16 protein-coding genes are annotated in these 18728 nt (G+C 73.6%); 9 read left to right on the top strand and 7 right to left on the bottom strand.

Going from position 1 to position 18728, the window contains the following annotated elements; genetic code table 11:
• Window positions 1–384: 384 nt before the first annotated feature.
• Window positions 385–1401 (top strand): LacI family DNA-binding transcriptional regulator, encoded by a 1017-nt coding sequence (locus QCD68_RS07095; RefSeq protein ID WP_301222525.1) that lies wholly within the window; start codon window positions 385–387, stop codon window positions 1399–1401.
• A 342-nt stretch (window positions 1402–1743) separates the two neighbouring features.
• Here the strand turns inward: QCD68_RS07095 and QCD68_RS07090 are convergent, their stop codons facing one another.
• A complete protein-coding gene (locus QCD68_RS07090) occupies window positions 1744–2418 on the bottom strand; it encodes a TrmH family RNA methyltransferase (protein WP_374107140.1) in 675 nt (224 codons plus the stop codon).
• Window positions 2419–2482: 64 nt separating this feature from the next.
• Window positions 2483–3175 carry a TetR/AcrR family transcriptional regulator C-terminal domain-containing protein gene (locus tag QCD68_RS07085; protein WP_301222524.1) on the bottom strand — a complete coding sequence of 231 codons (693 nt, stop codon included), beginning with the start codon at window positions 3173–3175 and terminating at the stop codon, window positions 2483–2485.
• A 98-nt stretch (window positions 3176–3273) separates the two neighbouring features.
• On the opposite strand from QCD68_RS07085, the gene QCD68_RS07080 reads away from it, so the two are divergent.
• A complete protein-coding gene (locus QCD68_RS07080) occupies window positions 3274–4071 on the top strand; it encodes an HAD-IIA family hydrolase (RefSeq protein WP_111076463.1) in 798 nt (265 codons plus the stop codon).
• 6 nt (window positions 4072–4077) lie between these two features.
• Here the strand turns inward: QCD68_RS07080 and QCD68_RS07075 are convergent, their stop codons facing one another.
• Complete coding sequence (locus tag QCD68_RS07075; RefSeq protein ID WP_301222523.1) at window positions 4078–5274, bottom strand: glycosyltransferase; 1197 nt, start codon at window positions 5272–5274, stop codon at window positions 4078–4080.
• 63 nt (window positions 5275–5337) lie between these two features.
• Here QCD68_RS07075 and QCD68_RS07070 point away from each other — a divergent pair, with 63 nt between their 5' ends.
• From QCD68_RS07070 to QCD68_RS07050, 5 genes are all read left to right on the top strand, one after another.
• Complete coding sequence (locus QCD68_RS07070; RefSeq protein ID WP_301222522.1) at window positions 5338–6234, top strand: UbiA family prenyltransferase; 897 nt, start codon at window positions 5338–5340, stop codon at window positions 6232–6234.
• Window positions 6231–7664, top strand: coding sequence for a phytoene desaturase family protein (locus QCD68_RS07065; protein WP_301222521.1), 1434 nt, complete (start codon window positions 6231–6233; stop codon window positions 7662–7664). Before QCD68_RS07070 ends, QCD68_RS07065 begins: the two co-directional genes overlap by 4 nt.
• Window positions 7665–7845: 181 nt before the next feature.
• On the top strand, window positions 7846–9039 hold the full coding sequence (locus tag QCD68_RS07060) for an EfeM/EfeO family lipoprotein (RefSeq protein WP_301222520.1): 1194 nt from the start codon (window positions 7846–7848) through the stop codon (window positions 9037–9039).
• On the top strand, window positions 9036–10466 hold the full coding sequence (efeB, locus tag QCD68_RS07055; protein WP_301222519.1) for an iron uptake transporter deferrochelatase/peroxidase subunit: 1431 nt from the start codon (window positions 9036–9038) through the stop codon (window positions 10464–10466). Before QCD68_RS07060 ends, efeB begins: the two co-directional genes overlap by 4 nt.
• Before the next feature lie 60 nt (window positions 10467–10526).
• Window positions 10527–12518 carry a phospholipase C gene (locus tag QCD68_RS07050; RefSeq protein WP_441005173.1) on the top strand — a complete coding sequence of 664 codons (1992 nt, stop codon included), beginning with the start codon at window positions 10527–10529 and terminating at the stop codon, window positions 12516–12518.
• 193 nt (window positions 12519–12711) lie between these two features.
• Here the strand turns inward: QCD68_RS07050 and QCD68_RS07045 are convergent, their stop codons facing one another.
• A complete protein-coding gene (locus tag QCD68_RS07045) occupies window positions 12712–13611 on the bottom strand; it encodes a CPBP family intramembrane glutamic endopeptidase (RefSeq protein ID WP_301222518.1) in 900 nt (299 codons plus the stop codon).
• Window positions 13612–13688: 77 nt separating this feature from the next.
• On the opposite strand from QCD68_RS07045, the gene QCD68_RS07040 reads away from it, so the two are divergent.
• On the top strand, window positions 13689–14384 hold the full coding sequence (locus tag QCD68_RS07040) for a metal-dependent transcriptional regulator (RefSeq protein ID WP_221850075.1): 696 nt from the start codon (window positions 13689–13691) through the stop codon (window positions 14382–14384).
• A 13-nt stretch (window positions 14385–14397) separates the two neighbouring features.
• Here the strand turns inward: QCD68_RS07040 and QCD68_RS07035 are convergent, their stop codons facing one another.
• A complete protein-coding gene (locus QCD68_RS07035) occupies window positions 14398–15042 on the bottom strand; it encodes a HEAT repeat domain-containing protein (protein ID WP_301222517.1) in 645 nt (214 codons plus the stop codon).
• Between the two features lie 90 nt (window positions 15043–15132).
• On the opposite strand from QCD68_RS07035, the gene QCD68_RS07030 reads away from it, so the two are divergent.
• Window positions 15133–16086, top strand: a complete 954-nt coding sequence (locus QCD68_RS07030) for an aldo/keto reductase (RefSeq protein ID WP_301222516.1) — start codon at window positions 15133–15135, stop codon at window positions 16084–16086.
• 98 nt (window positions 16087–16184) lie between these two features.
• On the opposite strand, the gene QCD68_RS07025 is transcribed toward QCD68_RS07030, so the two are convergent.
• Window positions 16185–18161: a hypothetical protein gene (locus QCD68_RS07025; protein ID WP_301222515.1), complete on the bottom strand. Its 1977-nt coding sequence runs from the start codon at window positions 18159–18161 to the stop codon at window positions 16185–16187.
• Window positions 18158–18709 (bottom strand): orotate phosphoribosyltransferase, encoded by a 552-nt coding sequence (pyrE, locus tag QCD68_RS07020; RefSeq protein WP_111075923.1) that lies wholly within the window; start codon window positions 18707–18709, stop codon window positions 18158–18160. The genes QCD68_RS07025 and pyrE overlap by 4 nt, the downstream gene beginning before the upstream one ends.
• Window positions 18710–18728 lie beyond the last annotated feature (19 nt).

The following is an 18728-nucleotide window of genomic DNA, read 5'->3' as shown; positions in this document are numbered from 1 at the left end:
GCATCCCGTGGTTCGGACGGGCTTCCGCTGTGCGCAGCCGAACGGCACCGTCGGCGGGCGGCGGGCAGCGGACGGGAGGCTGCGGGCGAGCCGTGCAGGTCAAGGGGCCCGCAGCCCGGCCGCCTCGGCGGCCCGTTCGGCCCCGGCGGCCCGTTCGGCTCCGCCGCCCTTGGGCCCAACAGGAACCCGTCCGAACCGCGGCATCGCGTGGTCCGGGCGGGCTTCCGTTGTGCGCAGCCGAACGACACCGGCGGCGGGCAGCGGCCGGGAGGCTGCAGGCGCGCCGTGCAGGTCGGGTCCGGCCCGGCCCGGGCGTGGAGCGCGACAGCGGTACGATCGTCGGGACGCACCCGGCGGGTGCGCAGCCGGAGGTCGAGGATGACGATGGGGAACACCAAGCCCGCGACGATCTACGACGTCGCCGCTCGCGCGGGGGTGTCGAAGTCGCTCGTGTCCCTCGTGCTGCAGCGATCTCCCCGGGTCAGCGAGCAGCGTCGGGCGGCAGTCCTCGCGGCGATCCAGGAGCTCGACTACCGCCCCTCGACCGCGGCGGTGTCCCTCGCCGGCACCCGCTCCCGGACCATCGGCGTCGTGCTCGACGACTTCCGGAACCAGTGGTTCGTCGACCTGCTCACCGGTCTGCGCGAATCACTGCAGGACCAGGGGCACCGACTCGTCGTCGCGGATCGCTTCCTCAACACCGGGCTCGACGTCTCCCCCGTCGAGGGGTTCCTGTCCATGCGTGTCGAGGGTCTGGTGATCGCGGGCGAACCCGACCCGGACCTCGTCGTCCCCACCAGCACCCCGGTCGTCGTCGCCGGCGGCCGGGCAGCGCTGCCCCGCGCCGACACCGTGGCGAACGACGACCTCGCCGGCGGTCGGATGGCGGCCGAACACCTCATCGAGCTCGGGCACGTGCGGCTCGGGTTCGTCGGCGGACAGTCGGCAGCCAGCGACGCCCGGCTCGAGGGCTGGCGCGCGGGCATCGACGCCGCCGGTGGAGCAGGCACGGGCGGCTCGTCGGTCACCGGGGTCGCGGTCGTCCTGCCTGCCGACGTCACCGAGGAGACCGGCGTCACCGGCACGCACCGCCTGCTCGACGAGCACCCCGACGTGACCGCGGTGTTCGCCGCGAACGACGTGACCGCGCTCGGTGCGATGTCCGCGATCGCTGAGCGAGGACTCCGCGTCCCCGAGGACATCTCGGTGATCGGGTACGACGACACCCCGATCGCGGCCTCTCGGTACGTCGGTCTCACGAGCATCGACGACCGGAGCATCGACATCGGCCGCGGCGCGGGCGCCCGGTTGCTCGAGCGGATCGCGGACCCGGGGCTGCCCACGACCGAGGTGCTCGTCGAGCCGAGGCTCGTCGCCCGCCGGACGACCGCGCAGCGCTAGTCCGGGTCGTCCCGGGTCCCCTCCGGTCCGCCCGGGTCCGCCGAGGTCGCACGATCTGCCCGCCCCCATTCCGCCGACGTCGCACGTCGTGCCACCCCCGCACCACCGACGTCGCACGATCCGCCGCCCCCGTTCCGCCGACGTCGCACGATCTGCCCGCCACCGGCCAGCCGAGGTCGCACGACCCGCCGTCCCCGGTCCGGCGAGGTCGCTCGATCGGCCGCCCCGGGGCTCCCCGACCGGCAGAACGTGCGACCTCGGCGGGAGGCCGACGGCGCGTCGTGCGACCTCGGCGCACGCGACCGACCACCGGCACCGGCCAGCACCGGCCAGCGCCTCCCGTCAGGCGGGGAGCTCCGCGTGCCGGACGACCCAGCTGTGCATCACGATCGCCGCCGCCGCCGAGGCGTTGATGCTCCGCGTCGACCCGAACTGCGTGATCTCGAGGTGCCCGTCCGCGCCCGAGACCGCCTCGTCCGTCAGCCCCGGCCCCTCCTGCCCGAACAGGAACACGCAGCGCTCCGGCACCTCCGCCGTCTCGATCCGCGAGGCCCCGGGCGTGTTGTCGATCGCGATGACCGGCCGCCCCTCGGCACGCATGACCTGGAGGAACGCGGCGACGTCCTCGTGGTGCCGCACGTGCTGGTACCGGTCGGTGACCATCGCCCCGCGACGGTTCCAGCGCCGCCGTCCGATGATGTGCACCGTCCCGGCGAGGAACGCGTTCGCGGTGCGGACGATGGAACCGATGTTCAGGTCGTGCTGCCAGTTCTCGATGGCGACGTCGAAACCGTGTCGGCGGGTGTCCAGGTCGGCGACGATCGCCGCCATGCTCCAGTACCGGAAGCGGTCGACGACGTTGCGGGTGTCGCCGTGCTCGAGCAGTTCCGGGTCGTACTGCGGGCCCTCGGGCCACGGCCGCGGGTGCGGTCCGACGCCGTGCGTCGTCGCCTCGTGGGTGGGTGGGAGCGCCGGCGTCGGCTCCGGCAGGTCGCCGGACGGGAGGCCCTGGGTCACGTGACCAGCGTACGGTGCGTCCGCCGCGCCTCCCGTCCCGACGCAGCCCAGCCCGTCCGACCGCTCAGCGCACCGCGCGCGCCGCGATCCCGTCGAGGAGCACGTCGAGCCCCATCGTGAAGCGCGCCTCGTACGAGTGCTGTCCGAGGATCTCGCTGACCAGCCGGTGTCGCTCGGGCCGGCCGGCCTCGGAGTCCCCACGCCCGACCTGCACGGCGGTGTGCCCGACGACGAAGTCGTAGACGACGAAGAAGGCGTACATCGCCTCGGTCTCCGACAGGCCCGCGGAACACAGCGCCCGGACGACGGTGGCGGCGACGGCGTCCGACTCGGTCGAGGCCAGCGGCGCCCGGCTGCTGTGCGACTCGAGGACCAGCGGGTGCCGGACGAGCAGGTCGCGGAAGGTGGTGGCGAAGACCCGGACGACGTCACGCCAGTCCTCGGGCCAGACGAAGGTGTCGGTGAACTCGTCGACGGTGCGGCGGACGAGTTCGGCGTGCAGGTCGTCGAGGCCGCCGATGGTGCGGTGCACGGTCATCGGGGCGACGCCGAGCGCCTGGCCGAGGGCGCGGAAGCTGAGGCGGTCGAGGCCGTCCTCGTTCGCGATCACCGTGGCCGCGTCGACGATCTGGTCGCGGGTCAGGGCGCGGGGTCGCCCGCGCCGACGGGGCTCGGGCTCGGCAGCAGCAGGCTCGGCGGCCTCAGGCTCGGCAGAAGCAGGCTCGGCAGCAGCAGCAGCAGGCTCGGCGTCGGGCACGGCGTCCTCCTCGGGTTTCCGGTACGCGTACGGGAACGCGTTCCCGGCAGCCTACGGCACGACCGCTCCCGCGCAGCCTGGAGCACTACGCTGACCGCATGGCATCCCGCGACGAGGTCGAGTGCTGGCTGACGGACATGGACGGCGTGCTCGTCCACGAGAACCAGGCGCTCCCCGGTGCCCCGGAGCTGATCCGGCAGTGGCAGGACCAGGGCACCGAGTTCCTCGTGCTGACGAACAACTCCATCTTCACCCCGCGCGACCTCAGTGCACGGCTGCGCTGGTCGGGTCTCGAGGTGCCGGAGGAGCGCATCTGGACGAGCGCCCTGGCGACGGCGGACTTCTGCAAGTCGCAGATGCCCGGCGGCTCGGCGTTCGTGATCGGCGAGGCCGGCATGACGACCGCCCTGCACGAGGCCGGCTTCATCATGACCGAGACCGCCCCGGACTACGTCGTCGTCGGCGAGACCCGCAACTACTCGTTCGAGGCGATCACGAAGGCCGTCCGGCTGATCCGCGACGGCTCGCGGTTCATCGTCACGAACCCCGACGCGACCGGCCCGAGCGCCGAGGGCGTCCTGCCCGCGACGGGGGCGATCGCCGCGATGATCGAGAAGGCCACCGGCAAGCAGCCCTACGTGGTCGGCAAGCCGAACCCGATGATGTTCCGCTCGGCGATGAACCGGATCGGCGCGCACTCCGAGAACACCGGCATGATCGGCGACCGGATGGACACCGACGTGCAGGCCGGCATCGAGGCGGGGCTGCACACCGTCCTGGTGATGACCGGCATCAGCGACCAGGCCGAGATCGACCGGTACCCGTTCCGTCCGAGCGAGGTCATCGCCGGCGTGCACGAGCTCCTGCACACCGAGCCGTACGAGGTCGAGATCTAGGCCGGCTCAGAGCGACTCGAGCACGTCGACCGCCCGCCGCACCCCGTGCTCCTGCCGCATGAGCCCGCCCACCTCGGTGGCCCGCTCCTGCCGTGACCGGGCGTCCGCCATCGCGGGCACCAGGGCATCGACCGACAGGCGGCGCAGCGGGACCGGGGCGGCGGCCACACCCTGGCGGTGCAGCTGCGCCGCCCAGAACGGCTGGTCGGCGGTGACGGGCACGACGACGGCGGGCACACCGGCCCGGGCGACGGCGTGCGACGTGCCGGCCCCTCCGTGGTGCACGGCGAGCGCCGCGCCCGGCAACACCGCGTCGAACGGCACCGACCGCACGGCCAGCACGTCGGCGCCGGCGCACGCTTCGGGCAGCGCGAGCCCGCCCCACCCGGTGACGAGCAGCACCCGCAGACCGTGGGCACGGGCGGCCGCGACGATCGCACTCCCCCGGGCCGACGCGTCCCCCGTCGCCATCGAGCCGAACGAGGCGACGACGAACGGGCCGGCGCGCAGGAAGTCCGCGACGGCGGTGTCGAGGGACGCCGCCGTCGCGTCCTCGTACCAGGCGCCGGTCTGGTGCACCCGCTCCGGCCAGTCGTCGGGTCGGGGCAGCAGCGTAGGGCTCACGGCCATCAGCGTCGCGCGCGACGGCGAGCGCCCGTCGGGTCGACGCCCGCTCGGCAGTTCGGCGGCGGCGCGCGCGACGTCGGCGTCGAAGAGGCGTGCGGCGGTGCGCGGCACGGCGTAGGTCGACCGGTTGTACGAGCCCAGGTCACGGGTGGCCGTGGGACCACCGGCCGCGGGGAAGCGCTCGCTGGGGGTGGCCACCGGCGCGAACTCCGCCAGGACACGGGGCACGCCGAGGGTGTCCGCGACCATCGGCGCGCTGAGGACCAGCGGGTGGTGCACGACCACGTCGGGGTCGAAGGCGATCGTCTCCCGCACCGCGGCGGCGAACATCCGGCGCATCGCGGGCCGCACCTCGGCGCGGACGTGACGGACGAGCCTCCAGGGTGTGCGGCCGGCCGGGGCGAGCACCCGCCGCACGTCGAGACCGAGGGGCACCGTGTCGACGCCGTCGGGCGCGGGGGCGTCGTCGGGCAGCGCCAGTCGGACGTCGTGACCGCGCGAGGCGGCGTGCCGCGCCAGGGCGGCGAAGGGTTCCACGTCGCCACGGGTGCCGGCGGTGAGCAGCATCAGGCGCATGCCCCACAGTCTGGCCTGGAAGCCGCGGCCCGACGTCGAGGTGGGCCGGGTACGCTCGGACCCGTGACTGACGGCAGTGAGCGGATGTCGCGCACCACGCCGTCGGGGATCGGTGTGGCCGTGCGCCGCCTCGTGCACATCTCACGCCCGGTGCTGTGGATCAACACCATCGGTTCCGGCCTCGTCGCCGTCTGGCTCACCGGGGCGCTGTTCGACCTGCGGGCACTGCCGGTCCTCCTGTGGCTCACCCTGCCGTTCAACCTGCTCATCTACGGCGTCAACGACATCTACGACCAGGACACCGACGCGGCCAACCCCCGCAAGGGCTCCATCGAGGGCGCGCGGATCCGGCAGTCCGAGGTCCGGCTCATCGCCTGGGCTGTCGCGATCGTCAACGTCCCGTTCCTGGTCTTCTTCCTCGTCACGCTGCCGCCGCTCGCGAACGCCGCGATCCTGCTCTACGTGGGCGTCTTCGTCTTCTACTCGGCACCGCCGCTGCGCTTCAAGGCGCGGCCGTTCCTCGACTCGCTGAGCAACGCGGCCTACGCCCTGCCGCTCGTCATCGTGCCGCTGGCCCTCGGGGTGACGCCTGTCTGGCCCGCCGCGATCGGGCTGATGGCGTGGAGCGTCGCCAAGCACGCCTTCGACGCGGTCCAGGACATCGTGGAGGACCGTGATGCGGGCATCGAGACCACCGCGGTCCGGCTCGGCGCGCGCGGGACGGCCCTGTGGAGCGGCGCCTGGTGGATCGTCTCGACCGTGCTGTTCGCGGTGGTGAGCCTGCCCGTCGCCGCGGTCAACCTCCTGATCGCCGGCATCCTCGTGGTCAGCCTGCTGCGGCACCCGACGCCGGAGACCGGCCACCGGCTCTACCGACTCTCGGTCGCGTTCCCGTACATCGCGGGGTCGTTCGCCGGGGTGCTGCTCATGGTCTCGATCGTGCTCGGGGGCGCCTCGTGAGCCGCGTCGTCGTGGTCGGCGGCGGGATCGGTGGGCTGACCGCCGCCGCGCTCCTCGCGCACGCCGGACACCGGGTGACCCTGCTCGAGGCGTCCACCGAGCTCGGTGGCAAGAGCCGTCGCATCCACCTCGGCGACGACCGCATCGACACCGGCCCGTCGCTGGTGACGTTCCCCGCGGTGTGGGACGAACTGCTGCGGCGACTGGGCGACGGCGGGCGCGCGTCCGACCGCACCGACGACGACGGCCACCTCGACCTGGTGCGGATGCCCGAGGTGGGCCGGTACTACCACGACGGCCAGGAGACCGCCCTACCGGTGGCACCCGACCACCCCTGGTACCCCGCCTGGCGACGCTTCTCCGACCTGCACGCGCCGCTCGCCGACGACGTGACCGAGCTGCTGCTCGCCGATCCCCTGGACCGGGCTGCGCTGCCGGCGCTCCGCCGGCTCCTGGCCGTCTACGGCTCGCGCCTCACCACCCGCGCGTACCTCGACAGCCTGCCGTGGCTGCCGGACGGGCTGCGCGAGATCATCGCGATCCACACGCTGAACGCGGGCGTCTCGCCGTCCCGCACGCCCGCCCTGTACGCGAGCATGCCGGCGATCATGGCGGAGACCGGGGCCTGGGTGCCGCGCGGGGGCGTGTACGAGATCGTGCTCGCGCTGGGCCGGTTGGCCGAGGCAGCCGGGGTCGAGATCCGCACCGGCGAGGCCGTCACCCGCATCGAGCGCGGGTCGGTCACCACCGACGTCGGGCATCACTCGGCCGACCTCGTCGTCAGTGCCCTGGACGCCGACCGACTCGCTGCCCTGATGACTCCGTCGCGGGTCCCGGCGCTCCCCCGCCGTCGCCCGCGCACCCTCTCCTGCTCGGCCATCGCCGTGTACGGCGTGCTGCAGCAGGAACTGCCGCCCCGGATCGCGACGCACAGCGTGGTGCTGCCGACGAAGCCGGCCGCGCTGCACCGCAGCCTCGAAGCGGGCGACCAGCCGGCGGACACGATGGTGTTCGTCAACCAGTACCGCGCGGGCGAGGTCTACCCGAACGCGCGCAGCACCGTCGGCATCCTGCTCACCGCCCCGGCCGACGGCGGGCACTACACGGTCGAGCACCCCTTCGTGCGGCGCGAGGTCGACCGCGTCTCGGCAGCGATGGGTCTCGACGGGCCGCTCACCGGCCTCCTGGACGAGCAGGTGGTGCTCGATCCGCAGTACTACGGCGGTGGCGGCGAACCGCACGGTGCGCTCTACGGGGCGGCACGTCCGCCGTGGCTCAGCGGCCCGTTCCACCGCCCGTCCTACAACGACCCCTGGCGCCCCTGGCTGTGGCGGGTCGGCGCGTCCGTGCACCCCGGCGGCGGCATCCCCGCGGTGGTGGGCGGCGCGATGATCGCGGTGACCCGACTGCTCAAGAACAACCCGTCCTGACGCACCCGGCCTGACGCGACCCCGTCGACGGCGCCGATGACCATCCGGTGAACAGAACCGGCCTGCGGTGAACGGCAGGCGAACTGGCCCCCGAGCGACTCTATGGTTGCCCGTGATCGAGGCGAACCAGCCTCTGATCAGGGATTTCTGTGAGACTGCTCAGTTGGGACAAGCCGTGTCGATGTCTGTTCGCGCCACGACGGCCGCGGTCGTCGGCGTGCTCGGTGCCGTCGTCGCCACTGCCCTCGTCGCCACCCACCTGACCCCGGCGAGCGCCCCGACGCCGACCCGGTACACGGTCCGCGTCGGGACCGACACGTGCGGGTTCGGTTGGCCCGGTGACGGCCGCGGGGCCCGGTCCGGCACCCAGACCCTCCGGATCGAGAACACGTCCGTGGCGGGCATCGAGGTCCAGCTCGTCGACCCGGCCGACGGTGCGGTCTTCCTCGACGCCGAGGGCCTGGGCTCCGGCGCAGCCCAGACCTACCGCGTCCGCCTGGCCCGCGGCGACTACCGCTTCCGCTGCCTGCCCGCCGACGGCGAGCCCGAGACCGGCCCGGTGGTCCACGTGCGCGGTGCCACGCACGTGGCCGGTGCTGCGCCGGGCATCGTCCCGGTCACCCGCGCCGACCTGATCCCCGCCGCGAAGTCGTACGGCGACTGGATCGAGGGACGCCTGCCGGTCCTGCTCTCCGACGTGCGCGCGCTCGACGCGGACGTGCACGCCGGAGACGTCGCCGCGGCCGAGCGCGACTGGCTCACCGGACACCGCGAGTACGAGCAGCTCGGTGCCGCCTACGGCGCGTTCGGCGACGACGACACCGCGATCGACGGCCTGCCGGCCTCCGGACGGACGGCACTCGACGACCCGCACCTGACCGGGTTCCACCGCCTGGAGGCCCTCCTCTGGTCCGGCGCACCGGTCACCCGGGCACTCGCCCCGGCCGACGCGTTGGTCACGGCGGTCACGCACCTGCAGCGCGTGTTCCCGGACTCCCGCGTCGACCCGCTCGACGTCGGCCTGCGCTCGCACGAGATCCTCGAGAACGCGCTGCAGTTCGAGGTCACCGGGCGGTCGGACGCGGGCAGCCACACCACGCTGGCGACGATCGACGCGAACATCGCCGGGACCGAGCACGCACTCGACCCCCTGCACGGGATCCTCCGGACGCGGTACCCGGACCTGGACGAGACCGAGCGTGCCCTGCAGTCCCTCCGCACCGAGGTCGAGTCACACCGGCGGGCCGACGGCAGCTGGCAGGCGCTCGACGACCTGGACCATTCGGCGCGCGAGCACCTGGACGCCGCGCTCGACCGTGCCCTCGAACTGCTCGCCCCCGTCGCCGCCATCTGTCAACCGAGGAGGACCTCGTGACCACCCCCGGACACGGCATGGACGCTGCGACCCACCGCCTGATGGTCGAGGCGCACGCACGAGCCGGACTCAGCGCGGACGGCACGGTCTGCCCGGCCGGCGGCCCCATCGCGCACACCGACCCGGCACCGGCACCGGCACCGGCACCAGCACCAGGACCGACACAGCGCCGACCGCTCGGCCGCCGGGCGTTCCTGACGGGCGCCGTCGGCGCCGGAGCGGGAGCCGCCGCGGCGGTGGGCCTGACCGTCGGAGGGGTGCCGGGCCTCCAGACCGAGGCAGCAGCCGCGACCCGCACGGACGACGCGAGCGCCCGGACGTCGTACGCGTTCCACGGCGCCCACCAGGCCGGGATCACCACCCCGGCGCAGCGACAGTCGGCGTTCCTGGCGTTCGACACGACCGTCGGCAGCCGCGCGGAACTCGCCGACCTGCTCCGCACGATCACCGAGCGTGCCCGGGCCCTGACCCGTGGTGGGACACCGGCGGACGTCGGGATCACCGCCCCACCGGCCGACTCCGGGGTCCTCGGCCCGGACGTCGCCGCCGACGGCCTGACCGTCACCGCCAGCGTCGGTGCGTCGCTCTTCGACCACCGGTACGGCCTGGCGGGCCGGCGGCCGGCACGGCTCCGCACCATGGAGGACTTCCCGAACGACGACCTGGACCGGTCGATCTGCGACGGCGACCTGCTCCTGCAGGTGTGTGCCCACAACACGGACACGGTCCTGCACGCCGTCCGTGACATCGCCCGCGCGACCCGGGGCGGCATGCAGGTGCGGTGGCGACAGGACGGCTTCGGCTCCCCGCCCCGGCCGTCCGGCACGCCCCGCAACCTGCTCGGCTTCAAGGACGGCACCGGGAACCCGTCGACCACCGACCGCGACCGGATGGACGAGCTCGTCTGGACCCGCGGCGACCGGGACGGCGAACCCGCCTGGGTGACCGGCGGCAGCTACCACGTCGTGCGCACCATCCGGATGTTCGTCGAGTTCTGGGACCGCGTCTCGATCCAGGAGCAGGAGGAGATGATCGGCCGCCACCGCGACTCCGGGGCGCCCCTGACCCGCAGCGACGAGTTCGACGACCCGCGCTACCAGGACGACCCCACCGGCGACGTCATCCAGATGGACGCGCACATCCGGCTCGCGAACCCACGCACGGCCGAGGCGCAGAAGCAGCAGATGCTCCGCCGTCCGTACAACTACGACAACGGCACCGACGCGAACGGCAACCTCGACATGGGGCTGCTGTTCGCGTGCTTCCAGGCGGACCTCGACCGGCAGTTCGTGGCCGTGCAGAAGCGCCTGGTCGACGAGCCGCTCGTCGACTACGTCTCGCCGGTCGGCGGCGGCTACTACTTCGCCCTCCCCGGAGTCCGGCACGCGGACGACTGGCTGGGGCGCGGGCTCCTCGCCCGGACCTAGACCCGCTCCAGCGGCCCGTCACCCACGACACCGAACGCCCCACCCAGAAAGAGGACCCACGTGTTCCGACCTTCCGAGCGACGTCTCCAACAGGGAGCGCTCGCCGTGATGGCCCTCGCGGCCGTCGCCGCGACGGCCCTCGCCGTCCCGCAGTCGGCGTCCGCCGCCGACAACTCCCTGAACACCACCACGCCGATCAAGCACGTCGTCGTGCTGTACGACGAGAACGTGTCGTTCGACCACTACTTCGGCACCTACCCGAAGGCCGCGAACACCGACGGGACGCCGTTCACCGCCGCCGCCGGGACCCCCGCCGCGAACACACTCGTGTCGTCCGGGACGCTGACGAAGAACCCGAACGCCTACGCCCCGTCGCGGTTGACGCCCGCGCAGGCCCTGACGTGCGACCAGAACCACAACTACCTGCCCGAGCAGAAGGCCGTCGACGCCGGTGCCATGGACAAGTTCGTCGAGAGCACCTCGGTCGACACCTGCACCGGCCTGTACGGCTCGCCCGGTCTCACGATGGACCACTACGACGGCAACACGACCACCGGGCTCTGGAACTACGCCCAGAACTACGCGATGAGCGACAACGCCTGGGACACCGGCTTCGGCCCGTCCACCCCCGGCGCGCTCAACCTGATCAGCGGCAACACCCACGGTGGCACCGGCGTCGACTCGGTCACCGGAGCACCCGTCGTCACCTCGACCGCGGTCGTCGGGAAGGACGCCGCCGGACAGGGCACCGTCATCGCCGACCCGGACCCCGCCTTCGACGACTGCTCCGACAAGGACCACACGTCGACGTCGAACCTGGTGAAGATGTCGGGGAAGAACATCGGCGACCTGCTCAACACGAAGGGCGTCACCTGGGGCTGGTTCCAGGGTGGCTTCGCACCGACCACGGCCGCCGCGGGAGCCGGGTCGTTCGCCAAGTGCGACGCCTCACGGACCAACGTCGGCGGTACCGTCGTCACCGACTACTCGCCGCACCACAACCCGTTCGCCTACTACGCCTCGACATCGAACCCGCACCACCTCGCGCCGACGAGCGACAGCATGATCGGGTACACCGACCAGGCGAACCACCAGTACGACCTGACCGCGTTCGACACCGCGCTCGCCGAGCACCGGATGCCGGCGGTCTCCTTCCTCAAGGCCCCCGAGGCCCAGGACGGCCACGCCGCGTACTCCGACCCGTTGGACGAGCAGGAGTTCCTGACGTCGAAGATCAACGAGATCGAACAGTCCCCCGAGTGGGCGAGCACCGCGATCGTCATCAACTACGACGACTCGGACGGCTGGTACGACCACGTCGCGCCGACCGTCCTGAACGGGTCGACCGACTCGTCGAACGACACCACGGTCTGCACGACGGCCGCCACGAAGGTCGGCGTCGCCGGAGGCTACCTCGACCGATGTGGCCCCTCGCAGCGCCTGCCCTACCTGGTCATCTCGCCGTTCGCCAAGCAGAACGACGTCGACCACACCGCGATCGAGCAGACCTCGACCACGAAGTTCATCGAGGACAACTGGTCGACCGGCCGCATCGGTGACCAGTCGTTCGACGCACGCGCCGGGTCTATCCGGGGCATGCTCGACTTCGCCCACCCGCAGCAGCGCGAGGTGCTGCTCGACACCAGGACCGGCGCGGTCAGCCGGATCGTGTCGACGGCTGCGACCCCGACTCCGACGCCCACCCCGACGCCGACCCGCACGCCCGGTTCCGGCAGCGGCACGCCCGGTTCCGACAGCGGCAGCGGCACGCCCGGCACGGGATCCGGTACCGGTACCGGTACCGGCGGGACGGGTACCGCCGGCACGGGTACGGCAGGCACGGGTACGGCCGGGACGGGCACCAGCCCGACCGCGGGAACCGGCACCGGCGGACGGACGGTCGCCGACCCGCCCCAGACCGGGGCGCACGCGAACCGGCTCGCCTACACCGGCGCGCAGCTCACCGGCGTCTCGATCGCCACGATCGTGTTCCTGCTCGCGGGCATCGGCCTGATCGTGCTGCGTCGTCGCCAGCTCCGCCGTCGCGCCTGACGGACCCTCACCGGCGGGGGGGCGGGCGGGCGCGGGGGGCCCGCGGGCCCGGCCCCCCCCCCGCCCCCCCCCGCGGTCGCGGGCGGGGCGCGCCGCCCCCCCGCCCCCCGCCCCCCCCCCCCCCCGCCCCCCGCGCGGGGCGGCCGGCCCGCGCGCCGCCCCCCCCCCCCCCCCCCCCCCCTCCCCGTCTCCGTCAGCGTGCGAGCGGCACCGGTCCCACCCCGGCCGGGAGGCCCGCCCCACCCCCGTCGACACCCGTGCGGTCCATCGCGGGCACGGTCCGCCACCGGCGCCCCAGCCGCCAGGCCCGGTCGTCCCGCCAGGCGACCAGCGCGCCGGCGACGACGCCGAGCAGCAGCACCGCGAACGACGCCAGGCCGACTAGCCCGACGAGGAAGAAGTCGAGCCCGGCACCCCGCGAGGCACTGACCGCGATCGCGCCGAAGTCCCAGAACGCGTGCAGCAGCACCGGGGCGAGCAGGTTGCCGGTCAGCCGCCGCGCCAGGTAGAGCGTCGACCCGAACGAGGCGGCGAACACCACCTGCACCACCGTCTGGGACACCGGGGCCCCGGCCAGGATGTTCACGAAGTGCAGCAGTCCGAACAGCACGCACGACGCGATCCACACCCCGAACTCGGGCAGGCGCCGCCGCAGTCCGACGAGCAGGACACCGCGGGTCAGCAGCTCCTCGAAGACCCCGACGAGCAGCACCCCGACGGTGAGGAGCAGGAAGTAGTCCACCGACTTCCCCGCCCAGTCGACCAGCGGCAGCCGTCCGATGCACACCGCCAGGATCAGGACCGGCGCGAGCAGCGTCCACCGTGGGCGCCCGCGGGTCGGGTCGACGGTCGCGATCCGCCACCAGCCGAGCGCGGTGACGAGCACGACCATCACCCCGGCGACGATCGACTCCGGCAGCACCAGGTCGTGCAGGACGCTGTCGGTCGTCAGGCCGAGCGAGTCGTAGTCGTCGCTCGGGCGCGAGCGGACGATGCTGTACGTCGCGAAGAGCACCAGCGGGGCGATGCCGACGAGCAACGACGGCGGGACCGGCCACCACCGTCGGCGGCGACGGACGGCGGGAGGCTGCACGGGGGTCACCCTGACGGTTGTACCAGTGTCGACCGTCCCGGTGTCGACCGGAGCGGTGTCGGTCGTACGATTGCCCCATGCGTCTGCCCTCCCTCAGCACCATGGCGGAGGACTACGTCAAGCTCGTCTGGAAGGCCTCCGAGCGCGGTGGCGACGGCGGTCTCGCCACGCGGGACATCGCCGCAGCCCTGCACGTGTCCGCCTCGACCGTGTCGGGCAACCTCCGGAAGCTCGACCGCGACGGGCTCATCGAGCACACGCTGTACCGCGGCGTGGTCCTCACCCCGCTCGGGCAGCAGGCAGCCGTCGCCATGGTCCGCCGACACCGGCTGATCGAGACGTTCCTGGTCGAGCGGCTCGGCTACTCGTGGGACGAGGTGCACACCGAGGCCGAGGCGCTCGAGCACGCGGTGTCGGAGACCTTCCTCGACCGGGTCGACGCCGACCTGGGCCACCCGACGCACGACCCGCACGGCGACCCGATCCCGAGCGCGGACGGCGTCGTGCCGGACTCCCCCGGCTCGCTCCTCGGCACGGTGGACCCGGGCGTCTGCGGGACCGTCGAGCGGGTGTCCGACGACGACCCGGCGCTGCTGCGGTACTTCGACGAGCTCGGTGTCGGACTGGGGACGCACCTGCGGGTCGAGCAGGTGCGGGACTACGCGGGGGTGGTGGCGGTCTCGCGGCGTGACGCCGGCGGGGCGGAGGCGCTGGTGGACCTCCCGGCCGCCGCCGCGACCGCCATCTGGCTGACCCCCGACGCCCCCCACTGACCGGCAGGCCGCGTCAGCCCTTCGCCGAGCGCGTCCGACCGAGGGCGACCTCACGCCGCGCCCGGGCGAGCGCCAGCGCCGACCCGGCGTCCGGGTCCTCGAGCAACCGCGCGGTCTCGGCCGCGTGCTCCCGGACGGCCGCGCTCCGGTGCGACGCCGCCGCGTCGAGGACCGGCGCGGCGATCTCCGCCCCGAGCCCGGCGAGCGCGCGGCTCAGCGCCAGCCGGGTCTCCTCGTCCCCGTGGCCGAGCTGCACCGCGAGGGTCCGTGCCAGCGCGGGCTTCGCGTCCTCCGGAGCGAGCAGCGCCGCAGCACGCCACGCCGTCCGCGCGACCCCGGGGTCGACGTCACCGAGCAGCCGCGCCACCTGCGGGTACACCGACCCGTCGCGGATCTTCGACAGGGTGTGCAGCGCCTGACTCCGAGCCTGCGCCTCCGGCCGGTCCAGTTCGTCGAGCAGGCGCGGGACGACCACGTCGGCCGGCAGGCGCACCAGCGCCCAGGTGAGCATCTCCCGCACCTGCAGGTCCGGCTCCACGGCGCACTGCGCCACGAGGAGGTCCAGCTCGTCCACCGAGGGGGTGGTCCCGGCGGCCATCACCGCCCGCAGACGGACGGCGGGGCGGGGGTCGGTGAGGTACGAGGAGAGCGTCGGCATGGCTCCTCCACCTCACCCCGCGCACCTGAGTGGCAGCCCGGCGAGGGGCATAGCGTGGAGCAGTCCGTACCGACCTGAAAGGACTGCAGCATGCCCCGCATCGGCTCCAGTGACCTCACCGTCTTCCCCCTCGCCCTCGGCGGCAACGTCTTCGGCTGGACCGCGGACGAGGCCACCTCGCACCGGGTCCTCGACGCCTACACGGGTGCCGGCGGCGACTTCATCGACACCGCGGACGTCTACTCGGCGTGGGGTGACGGCAACTCCGGCGGCGAGTCCGAGACCGTGATCGGCTCGTGGTTCGCCGCGTCCGGCAAGCGCGACGACGTGACGATCGCCACGAAGGTGTCGCAGCACCCCGAGTTCCCCGGTCTGTCGGCCGAGAACGTCGCGAAGGCCGCTCGCGCCAGCCTGCAGCGCCTCGGCACCGACCGGATCGACCTCTACTACGCCCACTTCGACGACCAGGACACCCCGCTCGAGGAGACCGTCCGCGCCTTCGACCAGCTCGTCCGCGAGGGCCTGGTCCGCTACACCGCGATCTCGAACTACTCGAACGAGCGCGCCGCGGAGTGGATTCGCCTGGCGAAGGAGCACGACCTGGCCGTGCCGGTTGCGATCCAGCCGCACTACAACCTCGTCACCCGCGAGCCCTACGAGTCGGACATCGCACCGCTCGCGGCTCGGGAGCACCTGGGCGTCGTGCCGTACTTCGCGCTGGCCGCCGGCTTCCTGACGGGCAAGTACCGGACGAAGCAGGACTTCGCGGGCAAGGACCGCGAGGGCCAGGTCTCCGGCTACTTCTCCGACCAGGGCCTGGCGGTCGTGGACGCCCTGTCCGAGATCGCGTCGGCGCACTCCGCCGAGATCGCCTCGGTCGCGCTCGCCTGGCTGCAGGCACAGCCGGACGTCGTCGCCCCGATCGCCTCGGCGCGCAACACCGAGCAGCTGCCGGCGCTCCTCGCCTCGGCGGAGCTCGACCTCAGCGCGGAGGAGCTGCAGACGCTCACCGACGTGTCGGCAGCGGTCCCCGCGTCCTCCTGACCAGGGCACGGTCGCGGATCGCGACCGGCTGACAGACGGGAGGCTCCCCACCAGCTGGTGGGGAGCCTCCCGTCCGTCACGTGGTGCGTCGGGGTCCGTCAGCCGCCGCTGCCGGGCGGCTGCACCGAGAGCGCTGCGGCCGGGCTGCTCGACGGGGACGCCGGGTGGTCGTCGATCGTGTTGCCGCGGATCCACGTGGTGATGAGCAGCACGAGGACCAGCAGCACCACGATGATCGCGATCGAGCCGTAGACCAGGAGCTGCTTGCCGCGACGCCCCTCGTTCTGCAGGCGGGCGAAGCCCTCGTTGATGAAGTTGTCGCGATCGGCCGCGTTCGCTCCGGAGCCTGCTGCTGCCGGCTGCTCGGGTCGGGCGACGGCGGGCATCATCCGGGTGCTGGTGTCCTCCCGGGGGCTGGCGTCGCGGAGCTGCTGGATCGCCTCGGTGCCGAACAGGTCCTTGATGACGCCGGTGTCGCTCGTCTCGCGGCCCTGCCACTCGGACTGGTCGATGTCCTCGGGCGCCAGGCCGCGCGGGCTCGGCGTGCCGTCGTCGTCGCCGGCGGGGCCCGCTGCCGTCGGCGTCTGCCAGTCCGGCATCGGCCATGCGGCGGCGTGGTCCTGCGATGCGGGGCTCTGGCGTGCGGGGTCCTGGCGCGTGAGGTCCTGGCGTGCCGGGTCCTGGCGTGCGGGCTCCACGAGCGGTGGGACGGCCGATCGTCGGTCGGGGCCGTCGTCGTCGGCTTCCCACCACGGCACCGCGGGGGTCGGCAGCACCGAGGGCGACGGGACTGCGGGCGGCGGGACCGCGGCGGCGGACCGCGGCGAGAACGCAGCCGTCGGGGCGGAACCGCGGTCGTCGGCCAGGTCGTCGTCGGCGTCGTCGTTGGCGTCGGCGGCGCGGGTGTCGGCGTCCGGCGCGTCGACCGTCGTGTCACGAGGGACCACGACGTCCACGTCGCCGGGGAAGACCTCGCCGGTACGGGCCGCGTCGTCGCTGAGGGACCAGCTCGAGCCCGAGGGGGTGGTGCGCTCGTCGGCCCGGTCGTGGTCCGGCACGGTGCCCGCCGTCGGTGCCACCGCCGGCCTGGCAGCGGCCGGGGGAACCGGGGCAGCGGGCGCCGGGGCAGCGGGTGCGGCGGACGCACTCGCCGACTCGTCGACCGGTTCGGCGCCCAGGCCGGTGCCGGTCGCCCAGGACTCCGCCGCGACCAGGTTCGTGTCGAAGGCGTCGCGGGTCAGGGTCGTCGGGACCTCGCCGGTCTGGTCGTCCAGCAGGGACCAGTCGAAGGGACGGTCAGCCTGGGGAGCGGCGTCGACGTCGTCGCCCAGGCGGAGGAGCTCCGTGAAGGTCGGCGGCTCGGACGTCGGCGGCAGCGCGTCCTGCACCCCGAGCGGCTGCGCGTCCGGACCGCCGCGGAACGACGGGGGCACCGGCGCGGACTGCACGGACTCGGGCGGCAGCGGTGTCGCGGACGGACGGGCCCGGCCGAGCCAGTCGACGTCGTCACGCCCGACGCCGTCCGGGTCGGTGCGGCGGCGCTCGTCCTCGATCGCCCGGGCCTCGGCGGCACGGAGGTCGCGGTCCGAGCGCGCGGTCGGCAGCGTGATGGCACGGGGGTCCGGCGCGTTCGACACCGGCGGCACGGCGGCGGGCGGCGGTACCCGGCCGGCGACGCCACCGGGCAGCGCGAGTTGCTCGGGCATCGAGATCGCCTGGGTCGCCGCAGGGTCGACCTCGGTAGCGGGTTCATCGGGCTCGTCGGCGTGCGGCTCGTGGTCCGCCTGCTCGTGGTCGGCCTGCGGGGCTGACGCGGGTACGGAGGCCGGGGCGGTGAAGGGCTCGGGTTCGGGCTGCCCCGCCTGCCGGGCGGCCCGTTCGGCCTCCCGACGCTCGCGGCGGGACGGCCACTCCTCTTCCGTGATCGGCGCACCGAAGATGTCGGCCGCACTGCGGAGACCGTGGAACGGAGCGTCCGGATCGGGACCGCGCCGAGCCTCCTGTCCGTCGCCCCCGTCTTCGGGCGCGACCGACCGGTCGGACTCGTCGCGCCCCTCCGGACGCTCCTCGGTCACGCGGACAGCCCCAGGTCGGCCAGCCCGATCGCCGCGAGGTAGGGGTAGCCGGCTGCCTCGATCTTCTCCTTGGCGCCGGTGTCCCGGTCGACGACGACGGCGACGGCGGCGATGACGGCGCCCTCACGCTCGAGTGCTTCGGCGGCCTTGAGGGGCGAGCCGCCGGTGGTCGAGGTGTCCTCGAGCACGATGACGCGCTTGCCGCGGACGTCCGGGCCCTCGACCTGGCGGCCGCGGCCGTGGTCCTTGGGCTCCTTGCGGACGACGAAGGCGTCGTACGAGCCACCGCGCGCTGCCGACTGGTGCAGCACGGCGCTCGCGATCGGGTCGGCGCCCATCGTCAGACCACCGACGGCGTCGACGTCCGGGATGCTCGCGATGAGGTCGGTCATCACCTGGCCGATCAGCGGCGCGACGCGGTGGTCGAGGCTGACCTTGCGGAGGTCGATGTAGTACGACGCCTGCTTCCCGCTGGTCAGCGTGAAGTCGCCGTGGAAGACCGCATCGGCCTTGATGTGCTCGATCAACTGCTCGCGCGCGTGGGTCACGAGGGTCAAGGGTAGCGGC

Origin of the sequence: Curtobacterium sp. PsM8 (assembly GCF_030433875.1) — a bacterium.
In the GTDB taxonomy this organism is placed as follows: Bacteria; Actinomycetota; Actinomycetes; order Actinomycetales; family Microbacteriaceae; genus Curtobacterium.
Note: the sequence above shows the minus strand (reverse complement) of the source record. Positions and strands in the feature narration are given on the sequence as shown.